At 38.4% G+C, this 21,575-nt stretch carries 17 protein-coding genes and 1 other annotated feature; of the genes, 13 read left to right on the top strand and 4 right to left on the bottom strand.

Annotated features, from left to right (window positions below):
- Positions 1–173 precede the first annotated feature (173 nt).
- Complete coding sequence (locus V7108_RS01415) at positions 174–1,250, top strand: bifunctional 3-deoxy-7-phosphoheptulonate synthase/chorismate mutase (RefSeq protein ID WP_335514373.1); 1,077 nt, start codon at positions 174–176, stop codon at positions 1,248–1,250.
- Between the two features lie 219 nt (positions 1,251–1,469).
- Positions 1,470–2,468, top strand: coding sequence for a catabolite control protein A (ccpA, locus tag V7108_RS01410; RefSeq protein WP_335514370.1), 999 nt, complete (start codon positions 1,470–1,472; stop codon positions 2,466–2,468).
- 77 nt (positions 2,469–2,545) lie between these two features.
- Here ccpA and acsA read toward each other — a convergent pair whose 3' ends face one another.
- Positions 2,546–4,264 carry an acetate--CoA ligase gene (acsA, locus tag V7108_RS01405; RefSeq protein WP_335514368.1) on the bottom strand — a complete coding sequence of 573 codons (1,719 nt, stop codon included), beginning with the start codon at positions 4,262–4,264 and terminating at the stop codon, positions 2,546–2,548.
- A gap of 183 nt (positions 4,265–4,447) precedes the next feature.
- Between acsA and V7108_RS01400 the strand changes: the two genes are divergently transcribed.
- Genes V7108_RS01400 through V7108_RS01390 form a run of 3 tightly spaced genes read left to right on the top strand, consistent with a single transcriptional unit; the run spans position 4,448 to position 6,899 of the window.
- Entirely contained in the window at positions 4,448–5,086 is a 639-nt protein-coding gene (locus V7108_RS01400; RefSeq protein WP_335514365.1) for a GNAT family N-acetyltransferase, read from the top strand.
- Positions 5,083–5,730: an acetoin utilization AcuB family protein gene (locus V7108_RS01395; RefSeq protein WP_335514361.1), complete on the top strand. Its 648-nt coding sequence runs from the start codon at positions 5,083–5,085 to the stop codon at positions 5,728–5,730. Before V7108_RS01400 ends, V7108_RS01395 begins: the two co-directional genes overlap by 4 nt.
- Positions 5,727–6,899 carry an acetoin utilization protein AcuC gene (locus V7108_RS01390; protein WP_335514357.1) on the top strand — a complete coding sequence of 391 codons (1,173 nt, stop codon included), beginning with the start codon at positions 5,727–5,729 and terminating at the stop codon, positions 6,897–6,899. Before V7108_RS01395 ends, V7108_RS01390 begins: the two co-directional genes overlap by 4 nt.
- Positions 6,900–7,524: 625 nt before the next feature.
- Here the strand turns inward: V7108_RS01390 and V7108_RS01385 are convergent.
- Positions 7,525–10,263, bottom strand: coding sequence for a transglycosylase domain-containing protein (locus V7108_RS01385; protein ID WP_335567181.1), 2,739 nt, complete (start codon positions 10,261–10,263; stop codon positions 7,525–7,527).
- Between the two features lie 145 nt (positions 10,264–10,408).
- Positions 10,409–10,626 (top strand) — a binding site (T-box leader).
- 52 nt (positions 10,627–10,678) lie between these two features.
- Here V7108_RS01385 and tyrS point away from each other — a divergent pair.
- Both tyrS and V7108_RS01375 read left to right on the top strand, forming a co-directional pair.
- A complete protein-coding gene (tyrS, locus tag V7108_RS01380; protein ID WP_335520156.1) occupies positions 10,679–11,935 on the top strand; it encodes a tyrosine--tRNA ligase in 1,257 nt (418 codons plus the stop codon).
- Positions 11,936–12,220: 285 nt separating this feature from the next.
- Positions 12,221–12,409 carry a DUF6954 family protein gene (locus V7108_RS01375; protein ID WP_335520154.1) on the top strand — a complete coding sequence of 63 codons (189 nt, stop codon included), beginning with the start codon at positions 12,221–12,223 and terminating at the stop codon, positions 12,407–12,409.
- A 44-nt stretch (positions 12,410–12,453) separates the two neighbouring features.
- Here V7108_RS01375 and rpsD read toward each other — a convergent pair whose 3' ends face one another.
- Positions 12,454–13,056, bottom strand: a complete 603-nt coding sequence (gene rpsD / locus V7108_RS01370; RefSeq protein ID WP_335509178.1) for a 30S ribosomal protein S4 — start codon at positions 13,054–13,056, stop codon at positions 12,454–12,456.
- A gap of 369 nt (positions 13,057–13,425) precedes the next feature.
- Here rpsD and V7108_RS01365 point away from each other — a divergent pair, with 369 nt between their 5' ends.
- The gene (locus V7108_RS01365; RefSeq protein ID WP_335567180.1) at positions 13,426–14,514 is read left to right on the top strand and encodes a sensor domain-containing diguanylate cyclase; all 1,089 of its coding nucleotides are present in this window, start codon (positions 13,426–13,428) and stop codon (positions 14,512–14,514) included.
- A gap of 108 nt (positions 14,515–14,622) precedes the next feature.
- Positions 14,623–15,810, top strand: a complete 1,188-nt coding sequence (gene megL / locus V7108_RS01360; protein WP_335567179.1) for a methionine gamma-lyase — start codon at positions 14,623–14,625, stop codon at positions 15,808–15,810.
- 26 nt (positions 15,811–15,836) lie between these two features.
- Here the strand turns inward: megL and V7108_RS01355 are convergent, their stop codons facing one another.
- Complete coding sequence (locus V7108_RS01355; protein WP_335515668.1) at positions 15,837–16,319, bottom strand: GAF domain-containing protein; 483 nt, start codon at positions 16,317–16,319, stop codon at positions 15,837–15,839.
- 155 nt (positions 16,320–16,474) lie between these two features.
- Between V7108_RS01355 and refZ the strand changes: the two genes are divergently transcribed.
- From refZ to thiI, 4 genes are all read left to right on the top strand, one after another.
- The gene (gene refZ / locus V7108_RS01350) at positions 16,475–17,104 is read left to right on the top strand and encodes a forespore capture DNA-binding protein RefZ (protein ID WP_335515665.1); all 630 of its coding nucleotides are present in this window, start codon (positions 16,475–16,477) and stop codon (positions 17,102–17,104) included.
- A 274-nt stretch (positions 17,105–17,378) separates the two neighbouring features.
- Positions 17,379–19,064, top strand: coding sequence for a septation ring formation regulator EzrA (gene ezrA / locus V7108_RS01345; protein ID WP_335515662.1), 1,686 nt, complete (start codon positions 17,379–17,381; stop codon positions 19,062–19,064).
- 130 nt (positions 19,065–19,194) lie between these two features.
- Positions 19,195–20,349: a cysteine desulfurase family protein gene (locus V7108_RS01340; RefSeq protein ID WP_335567178.1), complete on the top strand. Its 1,155-nt coding sequence runs from the start codon at positions 19,195–19,197 to the stop codon at positions 20,347–20,349.
- Positions 20,339–21,544, top strand: a complete 1,206-nt coding sequence (thiI, locus tag V7108_RS01335; RefSeq protein ID WP_335515656.1) for a tRNA uracil 4-sulfurtransferase ThiI — start codon at positions 20,339–20,341, stop codon at positions 21,542–21,544. The genes V7108_RS01340 and thiI overlap by 11 nt, the downstream gene beginning before the upstream one ends.
- The last annotated feature ends 31 nt before the right edge of the window (positions 21,545–21,575 follow it).

The following is a 21,575-nucleotide window of genomic DNA, read 5'->3' as shown; positions in this document are numbered from 1 at the left end:
GTGCTTAAAAGCGTTTAATCATTAAAGAAAAGCGTGACAAACAAATTCTTTTTGGATATAATGAGCCTAATTATTAAATTTTTCTAACAACTTATTTCTAAGGGAGCTAGCTGGCAGGGTACCGCAGCCTTGATGAGGAATCTGTCATGCTATCGAAAGGACGGGGACTAAAATTGAGCAAAAGTAATTTGGAACTATTAAGGACACGTGTTGATGATCTAAACCTAGAATTGTTGAAATTAATCAATGAAAGGGCTCAGCTCGTCCAAGAGATTGGAAAGGCTAAAGAAAGTCAAGGTGTTTTCAAATACGACCCAGTGCGTGAGAGAAAAATGCTGGATGTTATTAAAGAGCATAATGACGGGCCATTTGATAATGCAACAATTGACCATTTATTTAAGGAAATTTTCAAAGCAGGCTTAGATTTGCAAAAAGATGACCATCAGAAAGCACTTCTAGTCTCTAGAAAAAAGAAACCTGAAAATACGATTGTTAATATAAAAGGTCAAACTGTCGGTGACGGGAAACAACATTTTGTGTTTGGTCCATGTGCAGTTGAGTCTTATGAACAAGTCGCAACAGTTGCAAAAGCAATGAAGGAAAAAGGATTGAAACTACTTCGCGGCGGTGCTTATAAGCCTAGAACTTCTCCTTATGATTTCCAGGGTCTTGGCGTGGAAGGCTTAAAGATTCTAAAAAGAGTAGCAGACGAATACGATATGGCTGTTATTAGTGAGATTGTAAATCCTGCTGACATTGAGATGGCTATTGATTATATTGATGTAATCCAAATTGGAGCACGCAACATGCAAAACTTTGAATTACTAAAAGCTGCAGGCGCAGTAAATAAACCTGTTCTTTTAAAACGAGGAATTGCGGCGACGATTGAAGAATTTATAAATGCGGCTGAATACATTATGGCGCAAGGTAATGGGCAAATCATTTTATGTGAGCGTGGAATTCGAACATACGAACGTGCAACAAGAAATACGCTTGATATTTCTGCTGTACCGATTCTAAAGCAAGAAACACATTTACCAGTTATGGTCGATGTCACTCACTCAACAGGAAGAAGAGATTTACTCCTTCCATGTGCAAAAGCGGCACTTGCCATAGGTGCAGATGGCGTTATGGCAGAGGTTCATCCAGATCCAGCAGTAGCTCTTTCTGATGCACAGCAGCAAATGAATCTTGATCAGTTTGATACGTTCTATAATGAACTACTAGCTTCCAACCTTGTTCGTATTTAAATAAGTGAAAAACCCTCTGTTGTTGTCTAGCGGAGGTCTTTTTTTATTATTTAATGAAAATATAGTGAAAATGAGAACAAATACAATTGCGACTTATTTGTACTTATCGTATGATTAAATACATATAAAAGTTTGTATATTTTATCACAATGACTAAATCATTGAAGAATGCTGTAAAATAAGAAAAATACGTATCGTTTTTTAAGGAGAGTGTAAAACGTGAATATTACAATTTATGATGTTGCCAGGGAGGCAAATGTTTCAATGGCAACCGTTTCACGTGTTGTCAATGGTAATCCAAATGTTAAACCTGTTACCCGCAAAAAGGTTTTAGAAGTAATTGAAAGACTTGGCTACCGGCCAAATGCTGTTGCTAGGGGACTGGCTAGTAAGAAGACTACAACTGTTGGGGTAATTATTCCCGATATTTCGAATATCTTTTTTGCAGAATTAGCACGTGGAATTGAAGATATTGCAACCATGTATAAGTACAATATTATTTTAAGCAATTCCGACCAAAACAAAGAGAAAGAATTACACTTATTAAATACAATGCTTGGTAAACAAGTGGATGGGCTTGTATTTATGAGTGGCAATATTACAGAGGAACATGTAGTGGAATTTGGAAAGTCACCAGTACCAATTGTTTTAGCTGGATCGATTGAAGAATCTGAACAGATTCCTTCTGTTAATATTGATTATGAGCAAGCAGTTTATGACTCAGTAAAGGAATTTATTGATAAAGGACATAAAAATATTGCATTCGTTGTTGGACCATTACAAGAACCAAGAAATCTCCATAAAAAACTTAAGGGGTATCAACGAGCATTAGCAGAAGCTGGAATGGATTATAATGATGCGCTAATCGTAGAAGGTGATTATACCTATGACTCGGGCGTTGAAGCGTTCGAAAAATTATTAGAAGCCACAGACAGACCAACTGCAATTCTTGTTGGATCAGATGAAATGGCATTGGGTGTCGTTCATGGTGCCCAAGATAAAGGATATAAAATTCCTGAGGATTTTGAAGTAATCACTTCAGATAATACCAGACTATCCCTAATGGTTCGTCCGCAGCTAACCACACTCGTTCAGCCATTATATGATATTGGTGCTGTTGCAATGCGATTACTTACTAAACTTATGAACAAAGAAGAAGTAGAAGAGCAAACGGTTATTCTTCCACACCGCATTGAACACCGTCAATCAACAAATTAAATTGAAAAGCGTAAGCGTCTTGGTGCTGGAGCTGGACAAAAGAAAAGCGTAAGCGCCTTGGCGCTTACGCTTTTTTATTAGTCTTCCATCGTTGAAAGGTCACCAGTTGGTAAATTAAGCTCCCATGCTTTTAAAACACGTCTCATAATCTTACCACTTCTCGTTTTCGGAAGCTTATCTCGGAAATCGATTTCTCTAGGAGCTGCATGTGCTGCTAGTCCTTTTTTTACAAAAACCCTGATTTCTTCCTTCAGCTCATCAGATGGCTCATATCCATCTCTTAGCGCAATGAATGCTTTAATGATTTCCCCGCGTACTGGGTCAGGCTTTCCAATTACCCCGGCTTCAGCTATCGCAGGGTGCTCTACAAGCTTGCTTTCAACCTCAAATGGTCCAACGCGCTCGCCAGAGGTCATAATAACATCATCAACCCGGCCTTGGAACCAGAAGTATCCATCTTCATCCATATACGCAGAATCACCTGAGAAATACCAGCCGCTCGGCATAAAATAGGAATCATATTTTTCAGGATTATTCCAAATTAAGTGCATCATGGATGGCCAGCCCTTTTTAATCGCAAGATTCCCCATACGATAAGGAGGAAGTTCATTGCCTTGGTCGTCAACGATTGCAGCAACGACACCAGGAATCGGTTTACCCATTGAGCCTGGTTTAATCTCCATACATGGATAGTTACTAATAAGTTGTGCGCCTGTTTCCGTCATCCACCAGTTATCATGTATACGTTTGTTAAAGACCTTCACACCCCATTTTACAACCTCAGGGTTTAACGGCTCCCCAACACTTAATACATGACGAAGGCTGCTTAAATCATATTTCTTAACAAGTTCATCTCCTGCTCCCATTAACATTCGGAAAGCAGTTGGGGCACTATACCAAACAGTCACCCCGAAGTCTTCAATCATTTTATACCAAGTATCTGGACTAAAGCGACCGCCAACAATGACATTAGATGTTCCTGTTAACCATGGTCCAAAAATTCCGTAGGATGTTCCGGTTACCCAGCCTGGGTCAGCTGTACACCAGTACACATCATCTTCTTTCAGATCCAGAACCCATTTGGCTGTTTGATATTGTTGAATCATTGCATTATGTACATGCAGAACGCCTTTAGGTTTACCAGTTGAACCAGAAGTATAATGAAGAATCAAACCATCTGTACGGTCAACCCATTCAATTCTTAACTTGTTGCTTGCAGTCTCGAATTTACTCAAAAAGTTAAGGTATGGTCCTTGTTCTTCAATATTTTCACCGATAAGGAAAATGTGTTTTAATGCTGGCAGCTCATCAACCGGGACACGTTCCAATAGTTCAGGAGTAGTAACCAGTACTTTCGCTTCGCTATCTTGTAAACGATCTCTAACGGCCCCCTCCATGAAAGCTTCAAATAATGGACCCACAATGGCCCCAAGCTTAATTGCACCCAAAACGGTAAAATATAGTTCTGGTGAGCGAGGCATAAAGATGAAAACGCGGTCGCCTTTTTCTACATCTCCATATGTTTTTAAGACATTGCCGGCCTTATTTGAGAGCTCTTTCATTTCTTTAAACGTATACTTTTCATTTCGAGAATTATCGCGATAATAAAGAGCTACTTTATTTTTTCGAAAGGTTTCTGTATGACGGTCAATTGCTTCATAGGCCATATTAACAAGACCCGTTTCATGCCAAGAGAATTCCCTTTCAGTCTCCTCCCAACTAAAGTTTTTATACGTTTGATCATAGTTCGCTAAGTTATGCTCACCTTGCATGACCGGCAGCTTTTCCACTTTCATTCCAATTCCCCCTTTTGATGGTATGAAATTATTATAGCAGAAACTATTCTTAATTTTAAAATAATTTTATCTTTTTGTAAAATTAACACAAAATAAGACGAAAATTATGTAAAGGTGCTAAATATAGAATGAAATTATGTATAATAGAAGTGATTCGCGAATGATTTTTCAGGTGGTGTAGGGATGGAACACAAAAAAACGTATAATGCCAAAGAATTAAAAACTCCCCATGGTAACTTAATCATTGAGGGTCCTATTTCCTCAGATAAACTTGCTGGATATGAATTTCATGAACATCTTACCGCTTTTCGTCAGCCAGAACAGCAGCATCAAGCTTTAGTTGGAATTGCCCAGTTAGAAGAAGGAAGAATCATAATTGCTAGACATCACCATACCATCGTAGGTTATGTGACATATCTTTTTCCTGACCCTCTTGAACGATGGTCAGAAGACAGAATGGATAATTTAATTGAATTAGGAGCAATAGAAGTAATTCCTAAATTTAGGGGCTGCTCCGTCGGAAAAAATCTTCTCACAGTGTCGATGATGGATGATGCCATGGAGGATTACTTAATTATTACAACCGAATATTATTGGCATTGGGACTTAAAGGGAACAGGGCTAAATGTTTGGGAGTATCGTAAAATTATGGAGAAAATGATGAATGCTGGCGGGCTCCAATGGTATGCCACCGATGATCCTGAGATTTGTTCACACCCTGCAAACTGCCTGATGGCGAGAATTGGCAAAAGAGTGGATGTAGAGACGATACAACGGTTTGACCGTCTCCGTTTTATGAACCGAGGGGGGTATTTGGGATGATTGCTGAAGAGATTATGAAAACGAAGGTTTACACAGTTACTCCAGCTGTATCAATTGCTGACACATTGAGATTAATGGAAGAAAGAAAAATTCGGCATATACCTGTGATTAATGCCAATCAACAGCTAGTTGGTATTGTAACCCTATCAGATATTCGCGAGGCTGCACCATCAATATTTCGTGCAAACGAGCATTTGGAGGATTTGCAAAAACCAATTGAATCTATCATGAAAAAAGACGTTATTACTGGTCATCCGCTCGATTTTGTAGAGGAAATAGCAGCTCTCTTTTATGAACACAAAATTGGCTGCCTGCCGATCACAAATGATCAGAAACTGGTAGGAATCGTGACTGAAACGGATTTATTAAGAACACTTGTGGAGTTAACTGGTGCGCACCAGCCTGGTTCCCAAATTGAAATAAGGGTGCCAAATCTTGCAGGAAAGCTTAGTGATATTACAAGTATCATAAAGGGACGAAAAGCAAATATCCTGAGTGTTCTCGTTTATCCTGACAAAAAGGATGACCAATTTAAGATTCTCGTTATAAGGTTACAAACGATGAATCCTACGGCGCTTATCCAAGATTTAAAGCAATCTGGTTATGACGTTCTATGGCCCAATCTGCCAGGTGTATCCCTATGACTGACCAATGTTCATTTGTTTTTTCAGAAGACTTGTTGAAATATAAATTTAACAGTAATCATCCTTTTAATCAGTTTCGTCTCAAACTAACTGTTGATTTGCTGCATAGATTAAATGCCCTGGATGATAATTTTGTAGTTCCTCCTAGAATGGCAACAGAGGAAGAACTAAGCCTTGTTCATGACCCAAGCTATATCGAGGCAGTAAAAATGGCTGGACAGGGACAGCTGCCGCAGCTAGTGGCTGAAAACCATGGGTTAGGTACTGAAGATACTCCTATCTTCCCTAATATGCATGAAGCCAGCGCCTTCCTTGTTGGAGGAACATTAACGGCGGTTGATCAAGTCATGACAGGTCAAGCGCTGCATGCTCTACACCTAGGAGGGGGATTACATCATGGCTTTCGAGGAAAAGCCTCTGGATTTTGCATTTACAATGATAGTTCAGTAGCTATTAAATATTTGCAAGAGAAATATAATGCCAGGGTTCTTTATGTTGATACCGACGCCCATCATGGAGATGGTGTTCAATGGTCCTTTTATGATGATCCCAATGTTTGTACCTTGTCTATTCATGAAACAGGTAGATACTTGTTCCCAGGCACCGGTAATGTTAATGAAAGAGGTCAAGGAAAAGGTTACGGGTATTCATTTAATATTCCTGTTGATGCATTTACAGAGGACGAATCATGGCTTCAGGTTTATACTCAAGCATTGAAGGAAGTAGCTGATTTTTTTAAGCCAGACGTTATTCTTACTCAAAATGGGGCTGATACCCATTATTATGATCCCCTAACTCATTTATCTGCTTCCATGAAAATCTATCGTGAAATCCCAAAGCTAGCTCATGAAATTGCCCATCAATATTGTGGAGGTAAGTGGATTGCAGTCGGCGGAGGGGGCTATGATATTTGGAGGGTGGTCCCGAGAGCCTGGGCACTTATATGGATGGAGATGACTGAAAAATCAAACTGTTATGGCAACTTGCCGAAGGATTGGCTGGATTTCTGGCAAGCAAAGGCACCAGTTACTCTTCCTGCACATTGGGATGATCCACATGATATGTACAAGCCAATCCCAAGGAAAGCGGAAATAACGGAAAAAAATCTACTTACCCTTGAAAAAGCACTCTATCCAATTAGAAATTATCAAAAAAGTGAATCGTCATAGTAGGAAGATAACGGAAAAAGGAGCTTGGATTTCCAAGCTCCTTTTTCAGAATGTAGAGAAAAGGTATTTTTGTAGGCATTATTTTTTTATGTGCCTTGAGGACAAATTGTTCGCGCCGTTGGTCAGATTTGTCCTCAATACAGGTGCTTGAGGACGAAACGCATGAACACCGAGCAAAGATTTGTCCTCAATACGGGGGCTTGAGGACGAAACGCATGAACACAAAGCAAAGATTTGTCCTCAATACAGGGGCTTGAGGACGAAACGCAGAAGCACCGAGCAAAGATTTGTCCTCAATACAGGTGCTTGAGGACGAAACGCATGAACACCGAGCAAAGATTTGTCCCCAATACAGGGTCTTGAGGACGAAACGCATGAACACCGAGCAAAGATTTGTCCCCAATACAGGTGCTTGAGGACGAAACGCATGAACACTGAGCAAAGATTTGTCCTCAATACAGGTGCTTGAGGACGAAACGCATGAGCACCGAGCAAAGATTTGTCCTCAATACACGAATCAGCACTAGTCCACTTTAAACCATTGCCAAAAACCATAAAGGCTGCCAATACCTCCTCGACAGCCTAAAAAAAGGAGCTTGGGAATCTTTCCAAGCTCCTTTTTCCGTTATTCAATAGGTGTAACTCCAACATCCACTTTATTAGAGGGAGGTGATTCCTTCCCAGCAATATCTACAGCCGCAACATAATAAGAACCGGCTGAAGCAGTGAAGGAAAGGCTTGAACCGCTTTTGATACTTGCGACCTTTTTACCATTGTGATACACACGATACCCAACGATATCATTATCGGCCGGCTGTGACCAAATAAGGTTGTTACCGGATAGTGAAAGCGTCACACCATCAGGGTGTTTGCCATTATCGACTATTTTATTATTAGAAACTAAAATATTTGCCCAACGATCCATTTTAGGTATTAGCTGACTAGGATTGCTAAAATTCTTTCCAACCATTTGCGCAATGAAGTCAGGATTTAGGATGACTCCTTGCTGCGAAAATTCGGCTGGTGTAGAATCTAATGCCAAATACTTTTTGTCGCCAATTTGCACATAGTTCCCAGCAATTAAACTATCATCTCGTTTTGTAGGAACATTATCAGCGTTAAAATAATCACTTTCGACTAACCCTGCCTTTGAACAGGCATCAGAAGGCAACAAGCCTGAAACGACACAGTACGAGCGCTTTACAATTCCTGCTGGTACAGGAAATGATTCAGCAGGACTAATTAACTCAGGTTTAATGTCATATGCTGCATTTATTAATGCCGCCCATAAATTGTTCGTTCTTTGTGAATAGGACATCCCGCCAGTTTTTAATGACTTCGGCGTATCATAGCCATTCCAGATTCCAAACGTTACATTTGGGTTGGTAGCCACAAACCAATTGTCATGATAATCATGTCCAGTCCCAGTTTTACCTGCCCAATCGGCCCTAAACTTCAATTTACTGTTGAGACCAGCTGCAGTACCACTTTTGATTACATCCCTCATCATATCAAGCGTCAAAAATGCTGTCTGCGGTTTGAAAACATCGACTGGTTTTACCTCATGCTGGTAGATAGTCTTACCGTTTTTATCCACTATTTTTTCAATCATGTACGCATCAATAAATTTACCCTGATTTGCAAAGGTACCAAATGCATTGGTGTTTTCTTCGACAGTTACCCCATTTTTCATTGATCCAATAGAAGTTGAGAGATTGGTATAATCCTCACTTCTTAGGGAGGTAAAGCCCATTTTCTCAAGATATTTTGCAGGCTGCTGATCAAGTATATCTTTGTATAGCTTAACAGCTGGAACGTTATAAGATTTCTTTAGTGCATGTCTTGCTGAAGTAATCCCGCTGTATCGTCTGTCATAGTTGTTTGGCCATGGTCTCGAAATAGAGGGTTCAAGTCTTAAAGCTACATCCGGTAATGGAGTACCTGGTGAAGCTTTTCCAAGTTCTATAGCAGGTGCATAAACAAGTAAAGGCTTCATGGTAGAACCATTTTGACGAACAGCACCCGTTGCATGATTCAATTCTTGTTGATTATGGTCTCTTCCACCCACAAAACTGATAATTTTACCTGTTTTATTCTCAATGAGCATTGCGCCTACTTCAACTGGTTCCATAACAGTAATTGGTTCATTCGTTTCCGGATCAAGTTTCTGTTCTGCCTTAGCAGGTCCATAATGCGGGTAGTTATTTTTTACTTCTTGAAATACATCATATATTTCTTTGTTAATCGTTGTATGGATTTCGTATCCATTTTGTCTTAAATTTTGCTTTGCTAATGTTTTGTATTTATAAAAAAGATTTTCGTCTTCCTTTAAAGCTGTTTCATCATAGCCATCATTTTTTGCCAATACATTGGTTAATACTTCGACAGCTCGCTTTTCAATTTCAAATGATAAGTATGGATATTTTTCAAGAGGGTTTTCTCCTGCTGGAACAAAATCCTTTGTAATATCGTAGGCGGACGCTTCAGCATACTGTGTTTCATCAATATGACCGCCATCATACATTCGTTTTAGAACGGTCTTCATACGAGTAAGCCCTGGCTCTAAATTGTTTTTTACTGTACCTTCTCGAGTAAAAGGTGTATACCCAAAGGGACTTTGTGGTAAACCTGCAATAAAGGCAGCTTGTGGAAGAGTTAATTCACTAGCATTTTTTCCAAATATGCCTTTTGCAGCTGCTTGTACGCCGCCGATATTTTTACCTGATGAGTTTCTTCCAAAGGTTGAAACATTTAAATACGCTTCAAGAATTTCCTTTTTGCTAAAATATTTCTCTAAGCGAAGGGCAAGTAAGATTTCATTTGCTTTTCTTTCAAATGAAACTTCATTTGTTAAAATTTGGTTCTTGATTAATTGCTGTGTTAAAGTACTACCGCCTGATTGAACAGCAGAGTTGGTTACCTCTTGGAAAAGTGCACGAAAAACAGCTTTTGGCACAACACCTTTGTGTGTATAAAAATACTCATCTTCCGTTGCAATGACTGCTTTTATAAGGAAATCAGATACTTGATCAATTTTTACCTCTTCACGTTCAAGATCTGTCCTCAGCTTTCCAAGATAAACATTATCAGAAAAATATAAGTCCGAAGTTTCTGTATAATTATAAATATCCTTTTTCATGCTGTCGTAAGACCGGACAGGTTCGTCCTTAACAAGCGAGGCAAAATATCCCGCACCCACACCCGTTGCAAATGCTCCCCCTAGGATGACGACCGTCATAACTAGCAGCAAAAGGTTCCAAAATACCTGGTAGGTAATTCGTGCGCCTTTTACAGTTTTTTTATGGGTAAACAAGCTGGGTATGGACTTTGCTTTCGCTTTCCATGCTTGCAATTTATCATTCATAGAATCACCTCGTTTAAAATCACATATATTATAGCATAATGAGGATTATAAAAATGACAAACTTCTACATTTTTCTGATATTACCAGTTCATGTTTGACAACAGAAGTATATTATGGTAAAAATTCTATAAGTTATAAATTAAATAATCAAGCGTTGAAGGGAATCTACTGTAGTTCTTCTATCCCTGTTAATAGAGAGTCAGCGGCTGGTGTAAGCTGATACAAATAGAAGAGTGAATTACGTCCCAGAGCTTTCCCCGTGAATATAGAAGTAGCGGAGAACGGTCAAAAACCGTTAATTTTTCGAGTTGGAGGAATTCATTCCTCAAGCCGGGTGGTACCGCGCGTATATGCGTCCCTGCAATTTTGCAGGGGCGCTTTTTGTTTTTATTTTGAGTAAATGGAGGACAATAACATGGATTTATTACAGGATTTAGCTTGGCGGGGACTTATCTACCAGCAGACAGATGAAGAGAGTCTTAAAGATTTAATGGGAAAGGAGAAAATTTCCCTTTACTGTGGAGTTGATCCAACAGCAGACAGTTTGCATATCGGTCACATGGTGCCGTTTTTAACGCTGAGAAGATTTCAGCAGCATGGACATCGTCCAGTTGTTTTAGTTGGTGGTGCAACAGGTCTTATTGGTGATCCGAGTGGAAAAAGTGAAGAGCGTAATCTCCAAACACTAGAAGCTGTACAGAAAAACGTAGTGGGCATTCAAAAACAGTTAGCTGCGATATTTGACTTTGATGGTGAAAATGGGGCTATTATGGTGAATAACTATGACTGGGCTGGATCCATGGATATCGTTACGTTTTTAAGAGATATTGGGAAGCATATTGGGGTTAATTATATGCTTGCAAAGGATACAATTGCTTCAAGACTTGAATCAGGGATTTCCTTTACAGAGTTTACCTACACGATTCTCCAAGCAATGGATTTCAATCACCTTTATGAGAATTTCAACTGTAAGTTACAGGTTGGAGGAAGTGACCAATGGGGGAATATCACATCCGGCCTTGAATTGATTCGTAAAATGCAGCCGGAAGGTTCTAAGGCATTTGGATTAACCATTCCACTTGTTACAAAAGCGGACGGTACTAAATTCGGAAAAACAGAGGGCGGAGCAGTTTGGCTTGACGCTAAAAAGACGACTCCTTATGAATTCTACCAATTCTGGATCAACGCCGCAGATGCGGACGTAGTTAAATACTTAAAGTACTTTACTTTCTTGTCACACGAAGAAATCGAAGGCTTAGAAAAGTCCGTTCAAGAAGAACCGCATTTACGTAAGGCTCAAAAGGCTTTGGCGGAGGAAATGACTCGTTTGATTCATGGGGAAGAATCGTTACAGCAGGCGATTAAAATAACGGAAGCATTATTTAGTGGTGATGTTCGAAGCCTATCCGCTTTTGAAATCGAGCAAGGGTTCAAAGATGTACCATCATTTAATGCAGCAGATGTAGAGGGCAACTTGGTTGACTTATTAGTGGCAGCGAAAATTTCACCTTCCAAGCGCCAGGCACGCGAGGACATTTCAAATGGCGCCGTTACAGTAAACGGTGAGCGAATTACAGATACATCTTATGAATTACAAGAGTCTGACCGGATTGAAGGGCAGTTTACGATTATTAGAAGAGGTAAGAAGAAGTACACGCTTATTAGATATTAATATTGTAGAGTACCGGCCTGATTTTAGGTCGGTTTTCTTTAGGACTTGACTTGCAGGAGTGGAAATACGGCAACAATCGTTTGATAATTGTGCCCGTAATTGCGGGAAAGATAAAAATACGGTAACAATAAATCGTTATTTGTGCCCGTAAAAGTAGAAATAGAAAAATACGGTCACAATAACGTGCTTAACACTAAAATGCAAACTTCAGTTTACAATCAAAAACGTAACATTAAACGTACCGACATCGTCAATGATTATAGATTCACAACAGGAGGTACTATTATGAAGTTTCTAATTCATGCTTTTTTTATCATTCTCCTACTCCTCGTTACTTTCTTTGGACTAGGACCAGTGCTGTACGCTGACGGGGTATTATCAGAACGCCTTTTGACCGCAGCAGTGGTTGTCATCCTATATGCCATACTTGCATTCTTATATGCAAGGGCAATCAAATGGATAAAAAGAAAATAAAAAAACCGTGCCAAGTAAATGGCACGGTCTTTCTTTCGAACTTATTATCTTGAGTAGAACTCGACGATAAGAGTTTCGTTAATTTCAGCAGGTAATTCAGAACGCTCTGGTAAGCGAGTGAAAGTACCTTCAAGCTTGTCTGCATCAAATGTTAAATAGTCAGGTACGAAGTTATTTACTTCTAGTGCTTCTTTAACAACATCAAGATTACGTGATTTTTCACGAAGAGTGATTGTTTGACCAGCAGCTAAACGGTATGATGGAATATCTACGCGAGATCCATCAACCAAAATGTGACCGTGGTTAACTAATTGGCGAGCTGCACGACGAGTACGAGCAAAACCTAAACGGTAAACTACGTTGTCAAGACGTGATTCAAGTAGGATCATGAAGTTTTCACCGTGAACCCCACCCATTTTGCCTGCTCTATCAAAAAGGTTACGGAATTGACGCTCAGTTACTCCGTACATGTGACGAAGTTTTTGCTTTTCTTGTAATTGCAATCCGTATTCAGAAAGCTTCTTACGTTGGTTAGGACCATGTTGTCCAGGAGCGTAAGGACGCTTTTCTAATTCTTTACCTGTGCCGCTTAGAGAGATTCCAAGACGACGAGAGATTTTCCAGCTAGAGCCAGTATAACGAGCCATGAATGACTCCTCCTTAGTGTTTTTATTTTGGTAAAATAAAAACCGTTATGAAACATCAATGATAGCCATTTTGTTTTCATGCACCTTCGCCCTAGCAGCAGAGGGTTACAAGATACACCATCATATGAGTACAATTGACTCATGAGGAACAAAATGAATCCATTCACGTGTTCACATAGGCTGCAGTTATTTTACACAAAGAATATTATATAATTTTACTCGCAGAGCTGTCAAGTTAATTTACGAAACTATGAATAACCATCAATAAATCAAATAAAAATTAAAAAATCTCTATCACTCTCACCTGTTTATTTACTATAATAGTATCGATGTATAAAATTGGAAAATGGCAATAAAAAGGTGATAAATATGGATGCCAAAGAGTTACAAGAAGAGTTAACGAAATATAAGGAGCTATTTCATGCAATTAACACGATTACGTTACTAGCAAATACAGCTAGCAGCACAATTGAAGAGGCACAAATTTACAAGCAGTTTAAACAGACCATTTCAGAACTGCAAGCCATGAATGAAACCTCTCAAGAATTAAATGCAAATTTCCGCTTATATAAAATCATGGAATTTATGTCGAAGCAAATTATTCAAACATTTCATGCCCAGGAAGTAGGATTCTTCCTTTTTTCCAAAGATCACAATAATCTGAGAGTACTTCCAGGTACAACCCCGTTTTTTTTGACAAAACAGTCAAAGATTTATACTGACCTCCTAGAAGCCAAGATACAAACAGAAAAAGAATCTATATTTATTGGAGACTTTAACCTTCCACACATTAATGACAGTAAAAAATTCCATTCCCTAATGGCAGTACCAATCCTTCTAAGCAATAGTATAAAAGGATTCACGATTGTGATGCACCAAAAACCTAACTACTTCACATTAGAGACATTTAATCTTTTGCAGTCACTCCTTTTTCATTCATCACTTGCATTGACCAATCTATTGCTTAGGGAGGAACTACAACATATGGTCATAACGGACCATTTAACCAAACTTCATTCCCGGAATTTCTTAGATGAAAATATACAGTATTCCATGAAGGATGATCCGGAAGGGACCTTTATTTTAATTGATATTGATAATTTTAAAGAAATCAATGACACATTTGGTCATCAGGTAGGTGACGATGTATTAATTCAGGTAGCAAAATTAATCAAAGAGAATATACGCGGAAATGACGTTGGTGCTCGGTGGGGAGGCGAAGAGCTAGCCATCTATCTTCCTAGAGTTTCAATTGACGAGGGATTAGCGATAGCCGATAGACTAGTGAAAACAATAGCACTATGTACTTTCCCAAAAATAACGGTATCCTGTGGTGTTTCCTATTGGAATAAAGATAAACATGATACATATAAATATTTATTCAAACGGGCAGACGATGCACTTTATCTTGCCAAGGGCACAGGTAAAAATAAAGTGGTTGCACAGAAAACGGCATAATAAATGGAAGGGCACTTGAATGAAGTTGAATTGAGTGCCCTTCCTATTGTTAATGAATAGGATATAACAACCTATATATGGAAGCGTTTACAAGCGGGAGGGGTCACATTGGAAAATAAAAATTATCGTTTTGAAACGGAAGCAATTCATTCGGGTTATCATTCTGATGAGCATAAGGGAAGCTTAGTTCCTCCTTTATATCAAACATCCACTTTTACCTTTTCAAGTGCTGAACAAGGGGAAAGGAGATTTGCAGGGCAAGAAGAAGGTTTTATTTATTCCCGGCTGGGAAATCCAACTGTTAAAGTTCTCGAAGATCGGATGGCGCATCTTGAAAGAGGTGAAGCGGGCCTGGCATTTTCCTCTGGGATGGCAGCCGTATCTGCTGTGCTCACGGCCTTAACCAAAACAGGTGACCATATCTTGTGTTCTCAAGGCGTATATGGTTGTACATTTGGTTTACTGGAGTTATTAAAGAGTAAATACAACATTGACCATGATTTTTCTGCAATGACTTCAAGTGAAACGCTGGAAAATGAGCTCCGACCTAATACTAGTTGTATTTATATTGAAACGCCAATTAACCCGACAATGCAATTAGTTGATTTAGAAATGGCAGCGAGCGTCGCAAAACAACGTGGTATTCCTGTCGTTGTGGACAATACCTTTTGTTCGCCTTATTTACAAACCCCTATCAGTCATGGCTGCGATATTGTTATGCATAGTGCAACAAAATATATATGTGGACACGGTGATGTCATTGCTGGACTTGTAATCGGTACAAGTGAATTTATTAAAAGAGTAGCAAAAACAACGCAGAAGGATTTTGGCGGCACCATCTCTCCATTTGACGCTTGGCTTTTACTAAGGGGGTTAAAAACACTTCCGGTTCGGATGGATCGGCATTGTGAGAATGCAAGTATGCTTGTTGAGTACTTAAAAACACATCCAAAAGTGGAAACACTCTATTTTCCAGGCTTCAGTGACTATGAAAATGATACTAAAATCATGCATAAACAAATGAAAAAACCAGGTGGTTTGATATCGTTTACGATTAAAGGAACAAAAGAAACCGCTCAATTATTTATGAATCATTTAAGATTGATAAAAATAGCGGTGAGTCTAGGGGATGCAGAGACGTTGATACAGCACCCTGCCACGATGACACATGCTGTCGTCCCGAAAGAAGAACGAAGAAAAATGGGAATAGAGGATACATTACTTCGTTTGTCTGTAGGTCTGGAAGCATGGGAGGATATAAAAGAAGACTTAGAGCAGGCACTACAGAATATATAAAAAACTCGCCTCGGCGAGTTTTTTATTTACAAATGCTCAACAAGTATAGCTGTAATTCCTTCTAACTGCTCTCGGTCCAATTCATCGAAACGGTTTTTCTCTGGTGAGTCAATATCCAGGACACCAAGTAATTTTCCATCCTTAATTAGCGGAATGACGATTTCAGAATTGGAGGCAGCATCACAAGCGATATGTCCGGGAAATTGATGAACATCTTCCACTCGGATGGTTTCCATATTCTTAGCAGATGTGCCGCACACACCTTTGCCAAGCGGGATGCGAACACAAGCTGGCAATCCTTGAAAGGGCCCCAATACTAGCTCACTATTGTCATCCATGAGATAGAAACCCACCCAGTTTATCCGATCAAGAAATTGATTTAACAATGCAGCAGTATTACTAAGATTCGCAATTTGATTTTTCTCGCCATGGAGCAGGGCCTGTAATTGTTTCACTAACAATTGATAGTTTTCTTGACGAGTCCCTTTGTACATTTCGACATTAAACATGTTTTTTCACCTCCCGCCAAATAAATCACTTATTTATTTTATCAAATTAACAGGAAAAAGAGCATACTTTGTCGATATTTTTATAAAGGAAAACACTGTGATTAAAAGAATTGTTATAGAAAGGGATAAGTCAAGCGAAAACAGGAGGTGTACGGATGAAAAAGGATTCTAAAGAAGAAATTGTAAAGGCAGCCATATCGCTTTTTAATTCAAATGGATTTGCTGGGACATCGATACGTGATATTGCATCCGTAGCAAGAGTGAACTCAGCAACAATAGCCTACCATTTTGAGAATAAGCGCGGTCTTTTAGAATATTGCTTTACTATCTTTTTTGAGCAATATCTTAGCATTATTGAAAAAAGGTTTTCAATGATGGAAGCAGGAGTAAAGGAATGTTTAAAACAAATTACTGCTGACCTGCTTCACTATCAATGTGAAAATAATGAACTTACAAGCTTTGTCTACCGAGAAATGTCAATGGATTCACAGGTGGTTAGAGAAATTATGTCCACATATGCTTTGAAAGAAAAGTACTATTTTCAAAAGATATTTGAAAAAGGGTTTGAAAGAAAAGAATTCCGTCCACATTCCATTCCCTACCTGATTATCCAATACAAGGGTTTATTGATGATGCCTTTTATTAATGCTCATTATTTACGAGAGGTACTTTATATTTTTCCAAATGAAAGGTTTTTTGAACAAAAGTATTTAAAGGAAATGAATAGGTGGATTGAAAATACAATGGAAATGAAAATAATTGAAAAGAAAGAGGCCATACTTTAATTGAAACGATTATACCGATATTTATATGATGAGCACTAGCTTGGAAAGAATATTTTCTTCAGGCAAGTGCTTTTTCATTTGGTTTTATCAGGGCATTCTGCTCCAATATATTAAATTCACATTTCTTTTTCAAAAAAAATGAAATTAATAGTCAAAAAATGTCGTTTACATGGTATCATAGAAACATTGAACTTAACCGAAATTTAAAGGTTTTTATAGATTCGTATCCACAGCATTGGAGAATTATGAAGTGTTTGAAACAGGAGGCTTGAACGTGAAATTTATTATAGGATTCATTATCCTGCTACTCGCCTTATTCGTACTGGGATATTTTATAAAGAAGAAGTATTTTAAAGAGATGGATAGGTTAGAAGCCTGGAAAATTGATTTATTTAATCGACCAATATTGGATGAAATGTCAAAGGTTAAACAATTGAATATGACAGGGCAAACAGAGGAGTTGTTTGAGGGCTGGCGTAATCAATGGGATGATATTGTAACGGTTAAATTACCGGATCTGGAAGAGATGTTATTCGATGCTGAAGAATATATTGACAAATATCGCTTTAAAAAAGCAAAAGGAATCCAACGGGATATCAATGATAAGTTACTAGCAACTGAAAATGAGATTAATAAAATTGTTGAAGAACTTCATGAGCTTGTTGGCAGCGAAGAAAAGAACAGAATAGAAATAGAACAGCTAAAGGAACTTTACCGAGAAACGAAAAAAACGCTGCTGGCTCATCGTCATAGCTTTGGTAAATCCGAAAAATACCTAGAAACTCAATTGGATGATGTAACGAAAAAGTTTCACGAATTTGATGAGAAAACGGAGCTTGGTAATTATCTTGAAGCGCGTGAACTCGTATTATCAATACATGACCAACTTATTACGATTAAAAATAATATGGATTTAATCCCACAGCTATTAATTGAATGTCAATCTCTGATACCTTCTCAGCTGAGCGATATTCAAGATGGGTATCGTGAAATGAATGAAAAAGGGTATTACTTAAATCACCTTCAGTTAGAGCAGGAAATTGAGAGTTTGCGAGAGAATTTGACCAAGTTTTTGGGGTTTATTGAAGAAACAAAAATAGAGGAAGCGCAAGAAGGAATAGGTGAAGTGAAAGAACGCATTGACATTTTATTTGATCTTCTCGAGAAAGAAGTAAATGCGAAACATTTTATCCTTCAAAATGAAAAAGGAATGAGCGGACTGTTAACTTCTGTATTAGAAGAGCATGATCATCTTTCTAGTGAAGTAAAGCATGTTCAAGAAAGCTATCACCTTACAGACAGCGACTTTGAGATTCAACGACATTTAGAAAGCCAGCTTTCCACTGTTACCAAGCATTATGAAATTTTGATGGAAAAAATTAATCTCAATGAAACAGCATTAACCGCACTTTGTGAGGAACTAAAAGACATAAAAATGCATATTGAAATGATTCAAGAAGAGCAGGAAAGTTTTGGACTCAAGCTTCAAGCACTGCGAAAGGATGAGTTTGAAGCAAGAGAAACACTAAGGGATTTAACGAAAAAAGTGGGCGAAACCATTCGTTTAGTTTCCAAGAGCAATATTCCAGGTTTGCCGGAGGATTATAAGTACTTATTCGAAGATACAAATGAAAGTATCCAGAACGTGAAGCAGCAGCTTCAGGAAAAACCACTTAATGTTTCTGCACTAAACCAATATCTAGAAATAGCGGTTTTAACAGTGGAAAAATTATCTAATTCTACGATGGAATTGATCGAAAATGTTATACTTGCTGAAAAAGCGATTCAGTATGGTAACCGCTATCGAAGCCAATATCCTTCTATTGCTAAGGGACTGGGCGATGCGGAACATGCCTTTAGACATTATGAATATCAGGAAGCTTTAGAACAGGCAGCTGCTTCCCTCGAATCAATAGATCCGGGTGCCCTTAAAAAAATCAAAGCCACAGTTGGAAAGTAAGAAAAAATAAAGCTAAAACCGATTCAGCAAAAAAGCGAATCGGTTTTTATTTGTCGTAAATCACAAAACTTTTTCAATTGTTTAAGTTTATGGTAAGATTTATTCTGCGCAAAGATGAGGTGTATATAAAATGATTTATTTCGATAATAGTGCCACAACAAGACCTTATAAAGAAGTTCTGGATTCCTTTCTGAAGGTATCAAATGATTTTTATGGTAATCCTTCTTCCCTGCATGGGTTAGGGGTGCAGGCTGAAAAACTTCTGACACAGGCACGTTCACAAATAGCTAACCTCCTAGAGGTAAAATCAACTGAGATCTATTTTACCTCCGGCGGTACAGAAAGTAATAACTTGGCAATTAAGGGGACAGCGTTAGTCCATAAAAATAAAGGGAGACACTTACTATTTTCTAGCATTGAGCACCCTTCAGTGCGTGGGGCAATGGAACAGCTAAAAAAGCTCGATTTTGATATTACCACCATCCCAGTTGACTCAAATGGAAGAGTGAATGTAGAAGATGTTAAAGCGTCCATACGTAAGGATACAATCCTTGTTTCCGTAATGCAGGTAAATAATGAAGTAGGAACAATTCAACCCATTAAGGAAATTGGCAAACTTTTGAAACAATATCCTAATATTCTTTTCCATGTGGATGCTGTACAAGCAATTGGAAAGCTGCCATTGGATTTAGTGGGAAATGGTGTAGACTTATGCTCCATTTCTGCACATAAATTTCATGGATTAAAGGGAACCGGAGCGCTGTTTATTCGAGAAGGAGTTAGAATAGACCCATTATTATCTGGCGGTAACCAGGAATGGCAAATTAGAAGCGGAACGGAAAATGTCGCAGGTGCTGTAGCGATGGCAAAAGCTTTAAGAATGACAATGGAAAAAAGTGTATCGGAATTGAAAAGAATGGAAAGAGTAAAATCTGTGCTAAAAGCAGAATTAGAAAAAACGGATGGATTATCGATCAACACACCAGTGGAACATTCAGCGCCGCATATCCTGAACTTTTCAATCAAAGGAATTAAAGCAGAAGTTTTAATTCATACACTTGAACAAAAAGGAATCTATTTATCAACAACAAGTGCATGCTCCTCTAAGAAACAATTACCAAGTCAGACACTATTAGCAATGGGGGTGCCTGACGACTTAGCTGACAGTGCATTTAGGATAAGCTTATCGTATGATAATACAGAAGAGGAAGCAAAACTTGTGGCAGCAGCAATCGAAGAGGCTGCTAAACACCTAAGAAAGGTTATGAAATTAAATGAATTATGATCATATATTGATTCGCTATGGTGAAATTTCCACCAAAGGCAGAAATCGAAACAAATTTGTGGATAAGCTGCGGAAAAGTGTTCGACTTGCGCTGGCTCCCTTTCCAAAGGTAAAGATACGGGCTGAACGGGATCGAATGTATGTGTTATTAAATGGGGAAGACGCTCATGAAATTACAGAGGCATTAAAAAATATTTTTGGTATACAATCCTTTAGTCCGGCGATAAAAGTCAGCAGGGATATTGAACAAATGAAGGCTGCTGCACTTTCATTAGTGAAAAGTCTTTATAGCGAGGGAAAAACTTTTAAAATATCTCCTAAACGCTCTGATAAAACATTTGAATTGGATTCAGATGGGATTAATCATACTTTTGGCGGCCATATATTAGAAAATATACCTGGAATCAAAGTTAATGTTAAAAATCCAGATATCAATTTAAAAATTGAGGTTCGAATTGACGCCATATACATGTCCTCTGAGACCATCTTAGGTGCTGGCGGATTACCTGTTGGATCAAGTGGAAAAGCGTTGTTAATGCTTTCAGGTGGAATTGACAGCCCGGTAGCAGGGTATTTCACGATGAAACGCGGTGTGGAAATAGAGGCGGTTCATTTTTTTAGCCCGCCGTTTACAAGTGAAAGATCGAAGGAGAAAGTGGTTGATTTAGCTAAAAAGCTAGCTGAAATCTCTGGACAAATGAAACTTCATATTGTTCCATTCACTGCTATTCAGCAAACCATTAAAGAACAAATCCCTGAAAATTACTCGATGACATCGACAAGAAGGTTTATGCTTCGAATAACCGATGAAATTCGAAAAAAACAGGAAGCACTTGCGATAATTACAGGAGATAATCTCGGGCAGGTTGCCAGCCAAACATTAGAAAGTATGTACGCTATTAATGAGGTAACGAATACACCGCTTCTTAGGCCGTTGTTGACAATGGACAAAAATGATATTATAAAAATTGCGAAAGAAATTGATACCTATGATATATCAATTCGACCTTTTGAGGATTGCTGCACGATTTTTGTTCCATCTTCTCCAAAAACAAAACCAAAAAGAGAAAAAGTTCAGCGCTATGAAAGCTACTTTGATTTTGAACATTTGATTCAAGAAGCTGTTCAAAAAACAGAAACCTTAACAATAAAGCCCGATAGCAAACAAGACACTGAATTTGAAGATTTATTTTAAAAAATGGCTGTGTTAAAGAGTAATATTGATT

The sequence above is a fragment of the Neobacillus vireti genome (assembly GCF_036962345.1).
GTDB classification, from domain to species: Bacteria; Bacillota; Bacilli; order Bacillales; family Cytobacillaceae; genus Neobacillus; species Neobacillus vireti_A.
This window is presented reverse-complemented; position numbering and strand designations above follow the sequence as displayed.

Excerpts from the sequence above, each read along its gene's own strand:
- tyrS (WP_335520156.1), top strand. The coding sequence starts at position 10,679 with ATGGATTTATTACAGGATTTAGCTTGGCGGGGACTTATCTACCAGCAG.
- V7108_RS01385 (WP_335567181.1), bottom strand. The coding sequence starts at position 10,263 with ATGAATGATAAATTGCAAGCATGGAAAGCGAAAGCAAAGTCCATACCC.
- V7108_RS01365 (WP_335567180.1), top strand. The coding sequence starts at position 13,426 with ATGGATGCCAAAGAGTTACAAGAAGAGTTAACGAAATATAAGGAGCTA.
- V7108_RS01400 (WP_335514365.1), top strand. The coding sequence starts at position 4,448 with ATGGAACACAAAAAAACGTATAATGCCAAAGAATTAAAAACTCCCCAT.
- acsA (WP_335514368.1), bottom strand. The coding sequence starts at position 4,264 with ATGAAAGTGGAAAAGCTGCCGGTCATGCAAGGTGAGCATAACTTAGCG.
- V7108_RS01375 (WP_335520154.1), top strand. The coding sequence starts at position 12,221 with ATGAAGTTTCTAATTCATGCTTTTTTTATCATTCTCCTACTCCTCGTT.
- V7108_RS01355 (WP_335515668.1), bottom strand. The coding sequence starts at position 16,319 with ATGTTTAATGTCGAAATGTACAAAGGGACTCGTCAAGAAAACTATCAA.
- rpsD (WP_335509178.1), bottom strand. The coding sequence starts at position 13,056 with ATGGCTCGTTATACTGGCTCTAGCTGGAAAATCTCTCGTCGTCTTGGA.
- V7108_RS01390 (WP_335514357.1), top strand. The coding sequence starts at position 5,727 with ATGACTGACCAATGTTCATTTGTTTTTTCAGAAGACTTGTTGAAATAT.
- V7108_RS01340 (WP_335567178.1), top strand. The coding sequence starts at position 19,195 with ATGATTTATTTCGATAATAGTGCCACAACAAGACCTTATAAAGAAGTT.
- V7108_RS01395 (WP_335514361.1), top strand. The coding sequence starts at position 5,083 with ATGATTGCTGAAGAGATTATGAAAACGAAGGTTTACACAGTTACTCCA.
- thiI (WP_335515656.1), top strand. The coding sequence starts at position 20,339 with ATGAATTATGATCATATATTGATTCGCTATGGTGAAATTTCCACCAAA.
- refZ (WP_335515665.1), top strand. The coding sequence starts at position 16,475 with ATGAAAAAGGATTCTAAAGAAGAAATTGTAAAGGCAGCCATATCGCTT.